The following is an 18,905-nucleotide window of genomic DNA, read 5'->3' as shown; positions in this document are numbered from 1 at the left end:
TAAAATCCTTCACATTAGCTAATACCATTTAATTAGCTAAAAAATGGCAAAACACACATGCAGGATATTTCTTATAAATAAAATCTATCGGCAGTGATATTTCTAAAATATTAAAGGAAATCTGATAACGTACCTGTCGGTACTTTCAGAGGATGGCACTTCCCCTTCTTGCGGCATCGATACCTGAAACTGTTGAGGAAAGCCCATCCATTAAGTGGGTGAATTCAAACAGCAAAAGCGGCACATATGTCAGCCCCCTGCCAGTTAAGAAAAATCTCGGCTCAATCTTGAGGACAACCAAGGTGTCACCCGTTCCTGTGGATGCATCACCATACCACAGGCGTTCTCACTTCCCGGTAGCATGGGTCTGAGCAGCATGAAATTGTAACCTGATAAAGATAATTTCATCTCAATGGTTGCAGGCGCACTAAACTTGTAAAAGCCGCGAGTGATTGAAACTGAAGGAAACGATTGCGCCCCAGAGTGCCACAACGGAGCCATGGAAATAATAGATTTGTACTGTCGCCCTGCGGAGTTATGACCTACTCTCGTAAGAGCAATAGACAAATTCAGTAGCATAAAGAGGAGGATAAAGTCGGTGAAGTTGTTGGCTCTGAGTGCTGGAGGAGGCGGGATGGTGGCTATGTGATCCGCCTGTCGTTTAGGTTATCTGATGATCATGGTGTGGTTGTACCTTTTTGAAAGTTTAGCTCGTTGCCTGTTACCCATCCAAACAGATGCCACGAGTCGTTTATATTCTCGCCATTGCGGGCGTGAATAGAGGGCCGGAGCAGGCCCAGACGAGCGATAAACCACAGCGCCTGTGGGTAGATAAGTTAAATCATCGCTCCCTTAAAATCTGATCCTAAGAGATTGCATCGTGAATATAAAACTTGTTGCCGTTGTGCTTTTCACACTGTTCCTTTCCGCCTGTGACCGAGGGACGCCTGAAAATAACGAAAACGTGCGTCCGGTCAGCATTTTTGATGTTATTAACAATGCTCAGCAAGGCGTGCGCATCTTCCCCGCCAGGATCGTGGCCGGTGATAGAACCGAATTAGCCTTTAAACGCCCCGGTCAATTGCAACAGTTGCTGGTTCGTGAAGGTGAACGAGTCAGCCAGGGGCAGTTGATTGCTGAACTTAACAGCAATGATGCCCGGCTGCGCCTCAAAGATCGCCAGGCAACCTTCGATTTGGCACAGGCCCAGTTCAACCGTTTCGCTACGCTAAGCGCACGCAATGTCATTCCACGTGCAGAGCTTGACGTGCAACGTGCCGCTCGCGACTCCGCCCGTGCTGCGCTGAAGCTCGCGCAGGAAGAACTGAGCGACATGCAAGTCCGCGCGCCTTTCGCGGGTATTATTGCTTCAGTCAATGTGCGCAACTATCAGGTGATCCCGGCAGGCCAACCTATCGCCACCTTGAACGCGTTGGATTCACTGGATGTTATCTTCAGCATTCCTGAAAACCTGTTTACCCTGATTGATGCGGATAATGCGAAGTACCAACCTCGAGTGATCCTGAATAATTTACCAGGCCGTGAATTCATCGCTCAGTATAAAGAACACACTTCCAGCACCACGTCAGGATCCTTGACCTTCCAAATGACGCTGAGCATGGCTCGCCCACAAGACTTGCCCCTGCTTTCCGGCATGAGCGGCAGCGTAAAAATAAACCTCGGTAACCTGGCTAACGCGGCGCAAAGCAGCAATGTGGTGGTGCCCGTAGAGGCGGTATTTAACCCGGATAATACACCACGTAATCAGCCACACGTGTGGGTGGTGAAAGAAAAGGATGGGAAACTCTTTGTTGAATCTCGCCAGGTTGAAACCGGGCAATTAACCGCCAATGGCATTCAGATCGTTTCCGGTCTGGCCGATGGCGAACGGATCGTAGCAGCCGGCACCCGTGAATTGCGCCCAAATCAAGAAGTGCGCGCCTGGGTTCGTGAGCGAGGTCTGTAATGAAACTGACAGAGAACTTCATCAACAACGGCACCCGTATCTGGCTGGCGATCCTGCTGCTGGGTATTGGCGGTGTGATTGCTTTTCTGAATATTGGCAGGCTGGAGGACCCGGCTTTTACCATTAAAACGGCGGTGGTGGTCACCCGTTACGAAGGTGCCTCTGCTCAGCAGGTTGAAGAGGAGGTCACCCTGCCGCTGGAAAACGCCATCCAGCAACTGCCCTATATCGACAACGTGACCTCTATTTCCAGCGTGGGGTTATCGCAGATCACCGTTAATATTCGTGCTGAATATGGTGCGGCAGAACTGCCACAAATCTGGGATGTGCTGCGCCGCCGTATCAATGACGCCACCGTACGTTTACCACCGGGCTCCAGCCCGCCAATCGTCAATGATGATTTCGGTGACGTCTACGGCTTCTTCTTCTCACTGCATGGGGCCGGTTACAGCAATCAGGAACTGCGTAACTTTGCCGAACTGCTGCGCCGTGAACTGGTGGTGGTTCCCGGCGTCGGTAAGGTCGGGATTGTCGGTGTCGTGCCGGAAGAGGTGCAGATCGAAATCTCCCGCGCTCAGATGACCGCCGCCAATATTATCCCGCAGCGGCTGTTCGATCTGTTGAGCCGGCAGAACGTGGTGTCTAACGCCGGGGATCTGCTGGTCGGCAGTGAATCCATCAGGCTGCATCCGACCGGCGAATTCTCCAACGTACAGGAGTTGGGCAACCTGCTGATCAGTGAACCGGGCAGCGCCAAGAGCGTATACCTGCGGGATATCGCGACGATCACCCAAGGCTTCACCCATTCGCCTAACAATATTTACCGTGCTAACGGACAGCCTGCGCTGTCTATCGGCGTCTCTTTTACGCCGAACGTTAACGTGATCGTGGTGGGGGAAGCGGTCAAAGCCCGTTTAGCCCAACTGCAGGCCGAACGCCCGGCGGGGATGGATATCAGCGTCTTCTACGATCAGTCCCATGAGGTGGAAGGGGCGGTAAACGGCTTTATCATGAACTTCCTGCTGGCACTGCTGATCGTGGTAGGTACCCTGCTGATTTTCATGGGGGTGCGCAGCGGTTTGGTAATTGCCGCTTCGCTGGCGCTGAACGTGTTGGGCACGCTGTTGATCATGAAGTTGTTCAACATCGAGCTACAGCGGGTGTCACTCGGGGCATTGGTGATCGCCCTGAGTATGCTGGTAGATAACGCCATCGTGATTGTCGAAGGCGTACTGGTGGGGCGGCAACAGCGCGAAAGCACCCTGCAAGCCATCAGCAATGTGGTGAAACGCACCATGTTCCCACTGCTGGGGGCTACCATTATTGCCATTCTGGCATTTGCACCGATCGGCTTGTCCAACGACGCGACTGGGGAATACTGTAAGTCGCTGTTCCAGGTGCTGCTGATCTCGCTGATGCTGAGTTGGTTTACCGCGCTCACGCTGACGCCGGTGTTCACCAAATGGGCGTTTGAAAAGCAGAAAATCGCCGAACCGAAAGAGGGTGAGTCGGCCAAAAGCCCTTACGATGGCTGGTTGTTCCGCGTCTATCGCAACCTGCTGAGCAAACTTCTGAGCCAGCGTGCCATTACCCTGGCAGTGCTGGCGGCGCTGATGGTGGCTTCGGTGATCGGTTTTGGCAGCGTACGCCAGAGCTTCTTCCCGCCCTCCAACACGCCGATCTTCTTTGTCGATATCTGGCTGCCGTATGGTACCGATATCGCCTATACCGAGAAGATCGCCGCCCAGATCGAACAGCACATCAAGGAGCAACCGACCGTCAGCGATACCATGGTCACCGTTGGCCAGGGTGCGATGCGTTTTATGCTCACCTATAACGCACAGCGGCAATATTCCAACTATGCGCAGGTGATGGTGCGGGCCAAACAGCTGAACCAGATCCCGGGCATGATCGGCAAAATCGAAACCTATGTGCGCGAGAACTACCCGCAGGTCAACGCGCAGGCCAAACGCATTATGTTCGGCCCGTCCAACAACAGTTCGATCGAAGCACGCTTTATCGGGCCGGATCCGAACGTGCTGCGCACGCTCGCGGCTAAAGCAGAGAAAGTCGCCAGTTCAGATCCGAATGCCGATGGTGTGATGCATGACTGGCAAGAGCGCAGCAAGGTGATTCGCCCGCAGTTCTCCGACTATCTTGGCCGTGAACTGGGGGTGGATAAACGCGAAATCGATAGCGCGTTGCGTATGAGCTTCGGCGGCGTCACGGTCGGGCTTTATCGCGATGGTACCCGGCTGATGCCGATTGTGCTGAGAACGCCAGATTCTGAGCGACTGAATGCCGAACGGTTGAACGACGTGATGATCTGGAGCCAGGCAAGACAGGCATTTATTCCCATCGATAACGTGGTCAGCGGCTTTAAAACCGAATGGGAAGATCCGTTAATTATGCGCTTGGATCGCAAGCGGACTTTGACGGTTCAGGCCGATCCAAGCACCCAAAGCGGTGAAACCTCCGCAGAATTGCTGCAACGTATCAAGCCGGGGATTGACGCTATCACACTGCCACGCGGCTATGAACTGGAATGGGGCGGCGACTATGAAAGTACCAAAGAGGCGCAGGCCGGGCTGTTCACCAGCCTGCCGGTCGCCTTTGTGATCATGTTCATTATCACCGTGCTGATGTTCAGTTCGCTGAAACACGCCGTGGCGATTTGGCTGACGATCCCACTGGCGCTGATTGGGGTCACACTGGGCTTCCTGCTCACCGGTATTCCGTTTGGCTTTATGGCGCTGATCGGCCTGTTGAGCTTGAGCGGCATGTTGATCCGTAACGGTATTGTGCTGGTGGAAGAGATCGGCCTGCAACGCCGGGAGAAACCGATGCTGGAAGCGATTATCGATGCCTCTACCTCGCGCTTACGCCCGATCCTGCTGACTGCGTTTACCACCGTGCTCGGCCTGGCACCGCTGCTTAGCGACGCCTTCTTCCAAAGCATGGCGGTGGTCATCATGTTCGGCCTGGGCTTTGCGACGGTGCTGACGCTGCTGGTGCTGCCGGTTATTTACAGCTGTATGAACTCCGACAAGCAAAAGGTGGCGGCTGAAACCGAAGCCTGATTGCCCTTCCCCCTTACCAAGCCCTCTTTAGCGATAAAGAGGGCTTTTTTATGTGAACTACGATTCATTGATAATTTGTCAGGCTATTCCAATGTGCAGCATTGGTTTACTGTGTGCGCGGATCAAGACAAAACAAGGAGAAGTGTAAAGTGCTTAAACAAACAATTCTGGGATGTTCACTGCTGTTGGTCTCCGCCGCTACGCTGGCGGGTGGCTGCGATAACCCACGTAATGCTTATGACAGAACCTACTGTGCGTCACTGGAGATGGTTCAGTTGGATCAGGAACTGAATGTGCAATACAAGAAAGTGATGGGCTTGCTGAATCAGCAACAAAAACAGACCTTGAAACAATCGCAGGTCCAGTGGCTACAAAACCGGGATAACGAATGCAGCGACGGCGCACGTCTATTTCTTGATTGCTCAAACAAAACCATGCAGAGCCGGATTAATTTCCTGAAAAGCGTGGAGCGTGAGTGCAAGAGCACCGGTTGTGACAGTAATAAACTGGCTCAGCAGCAGTAATCCGGCCAAGTTCCCCAACCTTCAAATCATTATTGAGATAAAGGGATAATGCCCCAAGCCAAACTCTTAATTCGACTTGGGGCATTATCCCTTTTGGCCGTTGGCTGCCCGAACCGGCAGCCAACGTTTTCTTACCCTCTTACTGCGATTAGAAGCTGTATTTCACCCCCAGCATCGCCGCTTTGTCATCGTACCCTTTCTGCCCTATCTGCTGGGTCAGGTTACCCCACACGCTGAAGTTGTTATTCAGCTTGCCTTCCGCACCCACTTTCACTTCCACCAGATGGCGGCTGCCGGTCTGCTGGACTCCCAGACCATCCGAACTCACCCCAGGCAGGCGGGTGTTCTGGATCCAGTTCAGGTCCATATAGGTGGTCAGAATACGTGACTGGTCTTTCCCCATCAGCGTGTCGTTCGACAGTTTGGCCCCCAGACGGGTCTGCAGATTGTTATTGCCGCTCTGCTGCACCAGAGAACCGTTGTTTTGCAGGTCGCTCATCTTCGCCCCGTTCAGGGTCAGCTGCGCCTGCGGCGTGATATAGGTTTGATTCTCCTCACCGTGATAGATTTCAATCGGATAGCCGCCTTCCAGCGAGGTGCTCACGCCGCGCAGATGGTAGTTTCCGCTGTCGTAGGCACTGCTGCTGACCGAGGCGTTGAACCATTCATACTGCAACCAACCATGCACATACGGGCTGTGGCGTTCGCTGGCATTCGCATACCAGGTGCCGTACACCCCGACCGTATACCCCGTCAGGCTGTTATCGGATTTATAGCTGGTTTCCCCAGAATCGGTGGTCCCGGTCGCGCGGCCATAACCGGCCATCACCCCCAACCCAAAACGATCCTGCCCGGTAAACTGCGTATCCAGCACCTCGCCCCCCAACTGCGCCACATAGCGGTTGCTGGAGTTGGACAGTTGACCCGACGCATCTTCGAACTTGTTGCGCGAGCCCACCTGACGCAGCCACAGGCTGGAGCGCGCCTCCGTTCCACTCAGGTCGCCGGTGTCACGCGCATCCCCGGCATGCAAATCCTCCAGCCGGGTGTTAAACAGCGTATTGGCGGCGGCGATGTTGGCGATAAAGGCCCCCGATTCCGGGTTATAGGTCACCACCTTGTCCTGATAATTGGAGCGCAGGTACCAGTTGCCGTCTGCCGTGTCCGTCGGCGTCCCCTGATAGAGGAAGTATTCCAGCACCCCGGCCTGGGCACGGCCATTCAGGGTAAAGGTGCCCGCCGAGTTGCCCCCGACGTTAATCACCTGAATGCCGTTGATGTTTTTCGCCCCGTCCCCGCCGATATTGCTGACGCTGACCGTGCTGGTGCCAGACGTATCCCCCGTCACCACCAGTCGATCGGTGGCGGCGTCATCCCCGGCCAGGACGGTGTTCAAGGCGACGTTACCGCCGTTGCCCACATAGTTACCGTTGATGATGAAATCGCTGTAGTTGCCCCCGGTGGCGGCACGCCCCACCACCAGGTTACCGGCGTTGGACAGGTTACCGATAACCTGGCCGTCACCGCCGAAGGTGCCGTTGGCCTGCACCGTCACGTCGCTGGTCAGCGTGGCGCTCCCGACCGCAGCAAACGCCGTCGGCAACGCCAGGGCAAAGGCCTGCGGCGCGGCCGCATTCACCGGTGGGGTGCCCACCAGCAACGCCCCGGACTGCACTGTCGTCATACCGGCACTCACCAGGCTGTTATTGATGTGCACCGTGCCGCTGCCCTGTTTCACAATGCTACCACTGCCGCTGATTGGCGTGGTCAGATCCCAGTCGCCCGCCGTATTGAGTACCAGGCTGCCTGCGTTGAGCACAGACGCTGCGCCAAAATTATCACCGTTAGTCGCCGTCAGGGTGGTGCCCGTCTGGGTGGTGAAGGTCCCCGCATACGCGTTGTTGTTACCGCTCAGGGTGACGTTGGCCGCATCGCTCAGCAGGGTATTGCCGCTGCCCTGCAAGGCGTTGACCAGGGTCGCCGTCGCCAGTCCCCCCGTGCTGCCATCCAGATGCAGCGTGCCATCTACCGCGATGTCGCCGGTCCCCAGCCCCTGCGCCTGCGTGACGTCTGCCGTCGCCCCGCTGTTAATCGTGGTGGTGCCGCTGAAGCCGGTGTTGTTGTTATTGACGGCCAGTGTGCCGCTGCTCAGCAGCAGATTGCCCGCGCCCGCCAACGCCCCGTCGGCCACGCCGCCGTTGCTCACCGTCAGCACACCACCGCCCAGATCCAGCAGGCTGTCGGCAGCGCTGTTCAACGCCCCCACGGTTTGCATGTGGCCGTTGATGTCCACCGCCGCACCGCGGTCAATCACCAGATCCGAAGTCTGCCCTAACGCTGAATCCGCATTCAGTTGCACGGTACCCGCATGGACCCACGTGGCCCCGGTGTAATTGTTGTCGGTCCCTGAGAGCACCACTATCGCACCCGGATCGGCTTCGGTGATCGCCAGATCCCCGCTGCCGGTGATTTGCGCAAAGAGTTCGTTGCCCGGCGTGCCGTTAAAGCTCGCCGTCCCCACCAGCTCCAGCGCATCGCTGCCGCTGGTCAGCAAGTCCAGACTCTTCAGGCTGTAGTTCACATACAACCCATCGCGTTGATCGCCGGTGGTCAGGCCAAAACCGAAGGTCCCCATCGCCGCTACCACGCTGCTGTTCGGGTTGGTGATGCCCTCAAAATAGTCCTGGATGATCGGCGTATTGCTGCCGTCCGTCAGCGTCAGTTCACGCCCGGTGCCCGTGGCGGCTCCTGTCACCAGGTCGACCACAATGGCACCCGTGTCTAATGCCAAGGTACTGATCCCTTCCAGGCTCGGGGAGACGTTCGGCGGCAGGTTGACACTCACCGTGCCGCCCCCGGTGGTATTGATGCTCGTGGCCGCAACGGTACCGCCAGAAGTTAATAACCCACTGTTATCAATGATATTATTGAAAATCAGCGTGCCGCCGTTCATTTCCAGCGCGCCGATATTCTGTACCCCATCACCGACCGAGGTACGGCTGTTGTCCTCCAGGTTCAGCACGGTGTTGCTGTTACTGTTGGTGTTATTGTTCGACAGCTGGAACTGGGTGTTCTGCAGATTGACCTGCCCGGTGAACCGGTCACCCACATTGCTGCCAAAACTGAACAGGTTATTGTTGGTGTTGATATTCAATACGCCCGCGCCCAACAGGCGGTTATCCAAGGTGAAATCCCCGTTGTTGCTGATGTTCAAGGTGTCGCTGGCGCTCACGATATCCACCGTGGCGGCCGGGTTGAACCAGTCAATGCTGTCCAGGTTCAGGACTGAGCCGCCGTTGATGCTGACCGTGCCGATGAAGGCAGACGCATTGGCATTGTTCAGCAGCACGTTGCTGCCGTTCGACAGCACCCAGGCTCCCTCCCCGCCGATCGTATTGCTCAGCGTGCCCGTCAACCCGTTAAATACCAACTGGCTGCCGCTGGCAATGTCCACCGCGCCTGAACCGAGATTCGCATTCTGGCTGACGCTCAGCGCACTGTTGCCGGTAATGCCGAACTGGCCTGCAAACCCAGCGTTATTGCCGGACAGGGACATATTGGCCCCGCTATTCACGGTGACCGTGGAATCCGCCACCCCGCTCAGGGTATTGGCCACATCGCCACTCAGCGCACTGAATATCAGTTGCGAGGTCACCTCGGTCAACGCGACGCTGGCCGCCGAGGTCCCCAAATTATTGGCCGCGCTGACCGTCAGAGCACCGTCCGCATTGATAGCGTGAGTGCCGCTGAAGGTGTTGCTGCCGCTCAGGGTCACTGCTGCATCAGTGTTGACTGTCCCGGCCCCGCTCAGCACATTGGCCAGGGTATCTGCCGCGTTCAGATTAAGCCGACCGCCGACCTCCACCGCACTGGTGCCCAAGGCATTGGCGGCGCTCGCGGTGATGGACGCCCCCGAGGCAATATGGGTGGTGGCCGACAGGCCACCGTTGGCCGCGCTCAGGGCCAGATCCCCACCGTTGACGTTCAGCGTGCCAGCCCCGCTCAGGCCGCCAACACCGCTCGAGGTGCCCCCTAACGACAGGTTCAGAATACCGCCCGCCAGATCGATCGCCCCGCTGTTGGTCAGCAGTCCGCTGCTCAGCACGCCCGTATTGAGTGTGACCGTGCCCAGGTTGATCAGCGCCCCCACCGTCTGGCTGAAGGTGTTGCTATTGAGGCCAGCGCCGCTGGCCACTGTCAGCTGTGAGGTGGCACCCAACGCATTATTGCTCCCCAGTATCACATTGCCGCCGGTCACTTGGGTGCTGCCGGTGTAGCTGTTCTGGCTATTGGTGACGGTCAACGCCCCGTTGGTGGCATCCAGCACGATACCGCCCACCCCGGTCAACTGAGCCGTCAGATTTTTGTTGGAATCCGGGCTGGCATCGGTGGCAATAACCAGCGCATTGGGGTTGTCCTGGAGCAGATTGAGCATGCTCAAGCCATAGTTCAGGTACAGACCTGTCGCGTTCAGGTTGTTGGTATTGGACAATAGGTAGCTATAGGTCGCATCCGCCACATGCACCGCGTTCTGATCGATCCCCGACACCACGCCCTGGCCTGGCGCGACCGCCACACCGTTAATCATCAGCGTCAGGTTACCGGCCCCGCTGGCCGTATTGGCGCTGATCAGCTGCATCGCCGACGCCCCCCGATTCTGATCCAGGATCGACAGATTCGGTGGCACCACCGGTAGGACATTATCCCAGGAGCCCGCGCCCACCACGTTGATGGTCCCGCTGCTGGCGGTCAGGGTCTGGGTGGTGATAGTGCTCTCAGCAATAGACAGTGGCGCACCGCCGGTAAAGTTCAGCGTACCGCCGTTGAGCGTCAGGGCGCGCAGCGTTTCGGTGGCTGGCGTTCCAGCGACCCCCACGGTGGTATCGCTACCAGCACCCAGCGTCAGCCCGGCCAACGCCAGGGCGCTGGCATTGGTGTCGGCCAACGAGAAGGTGGTGTTATTCAGCGTCACATTGCCGGTGAAGGCGGTGCCCGCACCGACCCCGAAGCTGAAGGCGTTATTGGCCGTATCGACATTGACCTGCCCGGCCCCGGTCAGACTATTGTTCAGGGCAAAGGCACCGGTGTTGTTAATGTTCAGCGTGCTGGTTGCGTCGTTGACGTTCAGCACGGTGTCCACATTCAGCGCCGTCGTCCCGTTTAAGGTCAGAGAGGCGCCGGTGTTGATGTCCAGCAGGCCGCTAAAGCCCGCCGCATTGCTGCTACCAGAAAGGTTGATGTTGCTGTTGCGCAGCACCCAGTTGCCCGCACCGCTCAGGGCATTGTTCAGCGCGGTCAACGCGCCGCCCTCAAAGGCGTTAAAGTTCAGGATGCTGCCGCTGCCAATGCTGACGCCGCCGGTGCCCAGATTAGCGCTCTGTGAGACGGTCAGGGTACTGCTGTCTATCAGATCAAACAGGCCAGCAAAGCTGCTGTTAGTGCCGGTCAGGGTGGTGGCGGCGGCGTTATTGAGCTGCACCGTGGCGCCCGCTACCCCACTCAGGGTATTGGCCAGCGTCCCGGTGAGGCCATTTAGCAACAGTTGGGCGGTGGCGTCGGTCAAATCGACGCGGGCCGCCGAGGTCCCCAGATTATTGACCGTGCTGACCGTCAGGGCACCGTTCGCATTGATGTCGTGGGTGCCGCTGAAGGTGTTGCTGCCGCTCAGGGTCACTGCCGCATCGGTATTGACTGTCCCGGCGCCACTCAGCACGTTGGCCAGGGTATCTGCCGCGTTCAGATTAAGCTGGCCGCCGACATCCACCGCGCTGGTGCCCAAGGCATTGGCCGCACTCGCGGTGACGGATGCCCCCAGCAGGATATGGGTGGTGGCTGACAGGCCACCGTTGGCGGCGCTCAGGGCCAAATCTCCGCCGTTCACGTTCAGCGTGCCGGCCCCGGTCAGGCCGCCAGGGGCGGTCGAGGTGCCCCCTGACGACAGGTTCAGCGTACCGCCCGCCAGATCGAGCACCCCGGTATTGGTCAGCAGCCCGCTGCTCAATACGCCCGGGTCGAGCGTGACCGTACCCAGGTTGGTCAGCGCCCCCACCGTCTGGCTGAAGTTATTGGTATTGAAAGTGGCGCCGCTGGCCACCGTCAGCAATGAGGTGGCACCCAACGCATTGTTGCTGCCCAGCAGCACTGTGCCGCCGGTTACCTGGGTGCTGCCGGTGTAGCTGTTCTGGCTGTTGGTGACGGTCAACGCCCCGTTGGTGGCATCCAATACGATACCGCCCACCCCCGTCAGTTGCGCAGTCAGATTTTTGTTGGAATCCGGGCTGGCATCGGTGGCAATAATCAACGCATCAGGGTTGTCCAGCAGCAGGTTGATCGCACTCAGGCCATAGTTCAGGTACAGACCAAACGCGCTGGCCGCGTTGGTGTTAGACAGGGCGTAATTGTAGGTTGCATCCGCCACATGCTGCGCGTTCTGGTTGATGGCAGAGACCAACCCCTGCGGTGTCACCGCCACACCGTCAATCGTCAGCGTCAGGGTATCGGCACCGCTGGCCGTGGTGGCACTGATCAGCTGCATCGCCGTCGCACCCCGGTTCTGCTCCAGGATCGACAGATTCGGTGGCACCACCGGCGGCGTATTGTCCCAGGAACTCCCCCCCACCAGATTGATGGTGCCACTACTGGCGGCCAGGGTCTGGGTGGTGATAGTGCTCTCGGCGCTGGAGAGCGGTGCACCGCCGGTAAAGTTTAGCGTACCGCCGTTGAGCGTCAGGGCGCGCAGCGTTTCGGTGCCCGGCGTTCCAGCGACCCCCACGGTGGTATCGCTGCCATTCCCCAGGGTCAGCCCGGCCAACGCCAGGGCGCTGGCATTGGTGTCGGCCAACGAGAAGGTGGTGTTATTCAGCGTCACATTGCCGGTGAAGGCGGTGCCCGCACCGACCCCGAAGCTGAAGGCGTTATTGGCCGTATCGACATTGACCTGCCCGGCCCCGGTCAGGGCATTGTTCAGGGCAAAGTCACCGGTGTTGTTAATGTTCAGCGTGCTGGTGGCGTCGTTGACGTTCAGCACGGTGTCCACATTCAGCGCCGTTGTCCCGTTTAAGGTCAGAGAGGCGCCGGTGTTGATGTCCAGCAGGCCGCTAAAGCCCGCCGCATTGCTGTTACCGGAAAGGTTGATGTTGCTGTTGCGCAGCACCCAGTTGCCCGCCCCGCTCAGGGCATTGTTCAGCGCGGTCAACGCGCCGCCCTCAAAGGCGTTAACGTTCAGGGTGCTGCCGCTGCCAATGCTGACGCCGCCGCTGCCCAGATTGGCGCTCTGCGATACGGTCAGGGTACTGCTGTCTATCAGGTCAAACAGGCCCGCAAAGCCGCTGTTGATGCCGGTCAGGGTGGTGGCGGCGGCGTTATTGAGCTGCACCGTGGAGCCCGCTATCCCACTCAGGGTGTTGGCCAGCGTACCGGTGAGGCCATTGAGCAACAGTTGGGCGGTGGCGTCGGTCAAATCGACGCGGGCCGCCGAGGTCCCCAGATTATTGACCGTGCTGACCGTCAGAGCACCGTCCGCATTGATAGCGTGGGTGCCGCTGAAGGTGTTGCTGCCACTCAGGGTCACCGCCGCATCGGTATTAATGGTCCCAGCCCCGCTCAATACGTTGGCCAAGGTATCTGCCGCGTTCAGATTAAGCTGGCCGCCGACCTCCACCGCGCTGATGCCCAGTGCATTGGCCGCGCTCGAGGTGACCGACGCCCCCGAGGCGATATGGGTGGTGGCTGACAGGCCGCTGTTGGCCGCGCTCAGGGCCAGATCCCCGCCGTTCACGTTCAGCGTGCCGGCCCCGGTCAGGCCGCCAACACCGCTCGAGGTGCCCCCTGACGACAGGTTCAGCGTCCCGCCCGCCAGATCGAGCACCCCGGTATTGGTCAGCAGCCCGCTGCTCAATACGCCCGGGTCGAGCGTGACCGTCCCCAGGTTGGTCAGGGCGCCCACCGTCTGGCTGAAGTTATTGGTATTGAAACTGGCGCCGCTGGCCACCGTCAGCAATGAGGTGGCACCAAAGGCATTGTTGCTCCCCAGCAGCACATTGCCGCCGGTCACCTCGGTGCTGCCGGTGTAGCTATTCTGGCTATTGGTGACGGTCAACGCCCCGTTGGTGGCATCCAATACGATACCGCCCACCCCGGTCAGCTGCGCGGTCAGGTTTTTGTTGGCGTCTGGGCTGGCATCGGTAGCAATAATCAGCGCATTAGGATTGTCCAGCAGTAGGTTGATCGCGCTCAGATCATAATTCAGATATAACCCGAAATCGCTGGCAGCGTTGGTATTGGATAACGAATAGTGGTAAGTCGCATCCGCCACATGCTGTGCGTTCTGGTTGATGGCAGAGAGCAACCCCAGTGGCGTCACCGCCACGCCGTCAATCATCAGCGTCAGGGTATCGGCCCCGGTGGCCGTGGTGGCGCTGATCAACTGCATCGCCGTCGCACCCCGGTTCTGCTCCAGGATCGACAGATTCGGTGGCACCACCGGCGGCGTATTGTCCCAGGAACCGCCGCCCACCACATTGATAGTCCCGCTGCTGGCGGTCAGGGTCTGAGTTGTAATGGTGCTTTCGGCGCTAGACAGTGGCGCACCGCCGGTAAAGTTCAGCGTACCGCCGTTGAGCGTCAGGGCGCGCAGCGTTTCGGTGCCCGGCGTTCCGGCGCTTCCTACGGTGGTCACGCTGCCATTCCCCAGGGTCAGCCCGGCCAACGTCAGGGCGCTGGCATTGGTATCGGCCAACGAGAAGGTGGTGTTATTCAGCGTCACATTGCCGGTGAAGGCGGTGCCCGCACCGACCCCGAAGCTGAAGGCGTTATTGGCCGTATCGACATTGACCTGCCCGGCCCCGGTCAGACTATTGTTCAGGGCAAAGGCACCGGTATTGTTAATGTTCAGCGTGCTGGTTGCGTCGTTGACGTTCAGCACGGTGTTCGCATCCAACGTCGTGGCAGCGTTCAGCGTCAGGGAGGAGCCGGTGTTGATGTCCAGCAGACCGCTAAAACCCGCCGCATTGCTGTTACCGGAAAGGTTGATATTGCTGTTGCGCAGCACCCAGTTCCCCGCCCCGTTGAGGGCATTGTTCAGCGCAGTCAAGGCACCGCCGGCAAAGGTGTCATAGGTCAGGGTACTGTCACTGCCGATGTTGACGCTGCTACTGCCCAGATGCATATTCTGCGATGCGGTCAGAGTACTATTGCCCGTCAGATCAAACAGGCCAGCAAAGCCGCTGTTTGCACCGCTCAAAGTGGTGGATGAATTGTTATTCAGTTGAACCGTAGAGCCCGCTACCCCACTCAGGGTATTACCCAGATTTTCTATGAAGCCATTCAGCAGCAACTGGGCAGAGGCATTCGTTAAATCGACCTCTGCGCTGCCCAGGTTAGCTGCGCTGCTTACCGTCAGGCTGCCGCTGGTATTAACATCAAAAGTACCACTGAAGCTATTATCACCTGTCAGCCCAATAGCGGCGTTGGTATTTACGGTACCCACACCGCTGAGGATGTTGCTAAAGGTCGGGTTGGCACTATTGAGGTTCAGGGTGCCATCCACCTCAATACCACCGCTGCCCAGATTACCGGCACCGCTGAGCGTAGCGATCCCACCAGAGGCCACCGTGGTCTGCGCTGACAAGCCGCTGTTTGCACCCGTCACGGTGAATGTACCACCGTTGATATTCAACGCGCCCGCACCGGTCAGCCCTCCCGTTACACTCGACGTGCCGCCATTGGTCACATTCAGGGTTCCTCCGGCCAAGCCGACGGTTCCTGCGTTACTTAATGCAGTAACGGTTTGCTCATGGCCCGCCAGATTAACCGTTGCCCCGGCAACAACATCAAGCAACGAAGTGTTACCCAGAGCGTTATTAGTTCCCAGCGTCAGACTACCGGCATTGACCGTAGTAGTGCCCGTATAGTCGTTCAACTCATTACTGAGAGTCAGCGCCGTGTTATCTGCACCAATCGCCAGATTCCCCGCGCCGGTTAATTGCGAAGTTAACGTGGTATTACTGGCACCGTTGGAGGTTAAGGTTAGCGTTTGCCCAGCCTGCAGGTCCGACTGAGTCAGTTGCTCATAAATGCTCAGCCCCAGATTACTGAAACCATAATTACTCACCAGAGCAAAATCGTAGGTATTCACTGCGACCACCTGGCCGCCCTGTATATAATTCGCCGTGGTGCCTGCAAGCAGGTTATTACCCAATAAATCCTGCAACTGGAGTCTGGCTAAATCCGCAGCGGAGAGCGCATTGCCACTTTGTACCAGGTTGGTAAAGGTCCCAGCGTTAAGATCCAAAATGTTTCCTGCGGTCAGCAACGTAGGGTCAGCCTGAATAACCGAATTCCCCGTAACGGCGAGTAAACCAGAACCTGTGCCACCGCCGGTGCTGATAAGGCCACCCGGTGAGAACTGCAATGTACCGCCATTAAAGACCAGGTCACCCACGTTATGAGTGCCATTATCCAGGGTGATAACCCCTCCGGTGGAATTACGCAGTGTGGCGTCATTCAGTGCACTGGAATTGAGCCCAGACAAATTGAACGTAGCATTACTGATATCAACGGTACCGGCAAATGCGCTACCCGCATCGGCACCAAAGTCAAATGCACCACCGGTGTCGTTAATATTAAGCAGACCAGTACCGGTTAAGACATTATTAAAGGTACCGCTATTGGAAAAATTCAATACACCGTTGAGATCAATCGAAGCGGTACCCAACTGATTGAACGCATTGGCGTTCAACGTACCGCCAGAATTAATCTGCCAGTTTCCGGCAAAGGTACTGGCCGCGCTTAAGGTCACATTACCAGCGGACAGCACCTGCGCATTGCCTGAGCCACCAAGAACGGCGTTAAATGCACCATTATAGGTATCGCCGAATGACAGGGTATTAGCAGCGGCCAGGTTGACATTACCGCTGGTGATAGTGTTGCTGTCGTTAAGGGTAATATTGGAATTATTCGTCAGATTGATATTAGCGAAATTCTGCAACCGGGTAGCACTGTTAAGGTTGCGGGTGGAGTTACTCAGGTTCAGCGTGTTGGTGCCGCCCCCCGCATTAAGCACGCCTAAAGAGGTGATACTGCCGTTGGTGAGATCATTGACATTAAAGGTATCGTTGCCTATCCCCGTATTAACCGCATAGATTGTGGCGCCGTCGTTAACATTAACGATGTTATTACCGGCGCCCAGATCGATAATACCGGTATTGACCGATCCATTGTTCAGCGTCAGCGTATCAGCACCCGTGCCGCTGGTCAGCGAACCTAATGTTCTGTTGTTGACAATGGTGTTCCCACTATTGCCCATGGACACGCTGCCGCTGATTAGCCCGTTATTGGTTAATGATTCGGCAACACTGTTGCCAAAGGTGATGGCGGCTGCCCCACCGCTGGCATTGATCGTCGTGTTAGGCCCGACAGTGACGGCACCACCGGTAGCACCTGAGGTAGAAATGCCCGTTGCCGCCGCGTTGTTGACATTGATATCCAGGTAAGCAGGGGAAAGATCGAGCGAAGCCGTTGAACTGATCCCGGTGACCGCACCAGTTCCCGTCAGGTTGATGGCGTTATTCGCCAGGCCTTGCAGGAAATTAAGGCCTGCCAAGGTGGTAAATACCGTACCGCTGGTGGCATTGAATTGGGTGTTGCTGAGATTGACACTCCCAGGTGCGCCTTTAGCAATGGCACTGCCAGTTCCACCCAGATTGAAAATGGTGCCTGTCAGCGTCTGGGTACCTGCGTTGGCTGTATTAATGTTTAACCCCACAGCGGCCCCTGTGGTAGCAATCGTCCCGTTGATAAGATTAAGAAGGATGTTGTTGCTCAGTGTGATGCCATAGCCGCCAGTGGCCGTGATTGTCCCGCCGGTGCTGTCCACCGTGATGTTTTTACTCCCCCCCGTGGTCGTCAACGACACACCGGCGGTGGTGCTGGTGATCGCACCGCTGTTGGTGAGTTTGACGGTTCCCGTGCCATTATGGGTGAGAGCCACCCCGGCGGTTGTGCTGTTAATGGTCCCGGCGTTGATGACATCTACCGTGCTACTACCAGAATCAGTGACGCTGATCCCGGTCGCTTTTCTGATCGTCCCACCCGCTTCATTACGCACGACCACCTTGCCCGATGAGCCTGCGGTAACGTTGATCCCAGTGCCTGCGGTAGTATTGGCCGTACCATCAGAAATGGTCGCCGCTGAACGGATATAAATGCCCCCCGTTCCCGTGGTTTTGGTGGCAAGGATCCCATCATTGGCTGCCCCGGAAGCAACAGCCAGACTTGATCCCGCCGCCAGGTTGTAGATCACATCGTTAGGTGAAGCGGGGCCATTGTAAATAGCTGAGGTCGCTGTAGTACTGGGGGCATTGCTAATCACATCGCCCGCCAGATTATTCATGATAATCACAGCTCCGGGGCCGAATAAACCGGTACCCGTATTATAAGAGCCTATCTTCACACCGTAATTGGCAGCGCCCAATGGGTTTTGTGCAGTGAATGCTAAATTTAATTTGGCACCATCGTCAATTTGAAAGCTATAACTAGGTTGACCTACACCAACACCACCATCACTATTGGTAAAACGCGAACCAGTAATTTGCACATCAGCAGTATTAGTAAAGGTAATCAGACTATTGGCGGGACCGCCATTTGTCCAAAAGACAGCAGGATAACTAGGGTTATCAATAGCAGTTAAGTGATAGCGCCCCGTCATCTCGATATGACTAGTAAGAACAGATTGGCGGCCGACACCAAAGGTCAACGAGAGATCTTGATTAAAACTACCCAGTGTTACCTTACCTATATTATTAGGAGTTACTATCGTATCCTGTCCTAACGCTGCAATTTTACCGTCTGAAATAGTGCCAATATTATCGATATTCAGATTTAATCTTGAATCACTGTCTTGTGCAGAAAATATTCGAGTAAAATTAACGCTGGGGTTAGCTATTGATGCTGTAATAGCAGAAAAATTAACCACACTGAACGTTGCATTGCCTTGCCATCCCCCATTAACCGAGTTACTGGTGAGAACGAACGCCCCATTATACATAGTTAATTTATGGCCGCCCCCATCCAACACTAGATTTTGCCGATTACCACTCACCAGATTCACTGCGTAGGCATTCACCGGATTGGTACCACCCGAACCTATGGTATTCACAAGTTCTTGATTAATATCAGCGGTTAATAATATTGTGGTTGCTGTACTTCCTTCTCCCGTTCCTAGGGCTGCTGCCAAGGCAGCACTGGTTCCAACCGTTACGCAACTCCCCCCCGAAGCATTACATTCAGCCACGGTAATTGCATAAGCATTATTGTAAACCGCCAGGGCAGAAAAGA

At 56.7% G+C, this 18,905-nt stretch carries 4 protein-coding genes; 3 read left to right on the top strand and 1 reads right to left on the bottom strand.

What is annotated here, in order from left to right; all coding sequences use genetic code 11:
• Positions 1-880: 880 nt before the first annotated feature.
• The 3 genes from ACX1CU_RS04770 to ACX1CU_RS04760 all read left to right on the top strand — a co-directional run bounded on the left by ACX1CU_RS04770 (position 881) and on the right by ACX1CU_RS04760 (position 5,570).
• Positions 881-1,966, top strand: a complete 1,086-nt coding sequence (locus ACX1CU_RS04770) for an efflux RND transporter periplasmic adaptor subunit (RefSeq protein ID WP_459401469.1) — start codon at positions 881-883, stop codon at positions 1,964-1,966.
• On the top strand, positions 1,966-5,046 hold the full coding sequence (locus ACX1CU_RS04765; RefSeq protein WP_459401468.1) for an efflux RND transporter permease subunit: 3,081 nt from the start codon (positions 1,966-1,968) through the stop codon (positions 5,044-5,046). Before ACX1CU_RS04770 ends, ACX1CU_RS04765 begins: the two co-directional genes overlap by 1 nt.
• A gap of 149 nt (positions 5,047-5,195) precedes the next feature.
• Entirely contained in the window at positions 5,196-5,570 is a 375-nt protein-coding gene (locus tag ACX1CU_RS04760) for a lysozyme inhibitor LprI family protein (protein ID WP_459401467.1), read from the top strand.
• A 148-nt stretch (positions 5,571-5,718) separates the two neighbouring features.
• On the opposite strand, the gene ACX1CU_RS04755 is transcribed toward ACX1CU_RS04760, so the two are convergent.
• Positions 5,719-17,961, bottom strand: coding sequence for an autotransporter outer membrane beta-barrel domain-containing protein (locus ACX1CU_RS04755; protein WP_459402722.1), 12,243 nt, complete (start codon positions 17,959-17,961; stop codon positions 5,719-5,721).
• Positions 17,962-18,905 lie beyond the last annotated feature (944 nt).

This window comes from Serratia sp. D1N4 (assembly GCF_054552755.1).
This window is presented reverse-complemented; position numbering and strand designations above follow the sequence as displayed.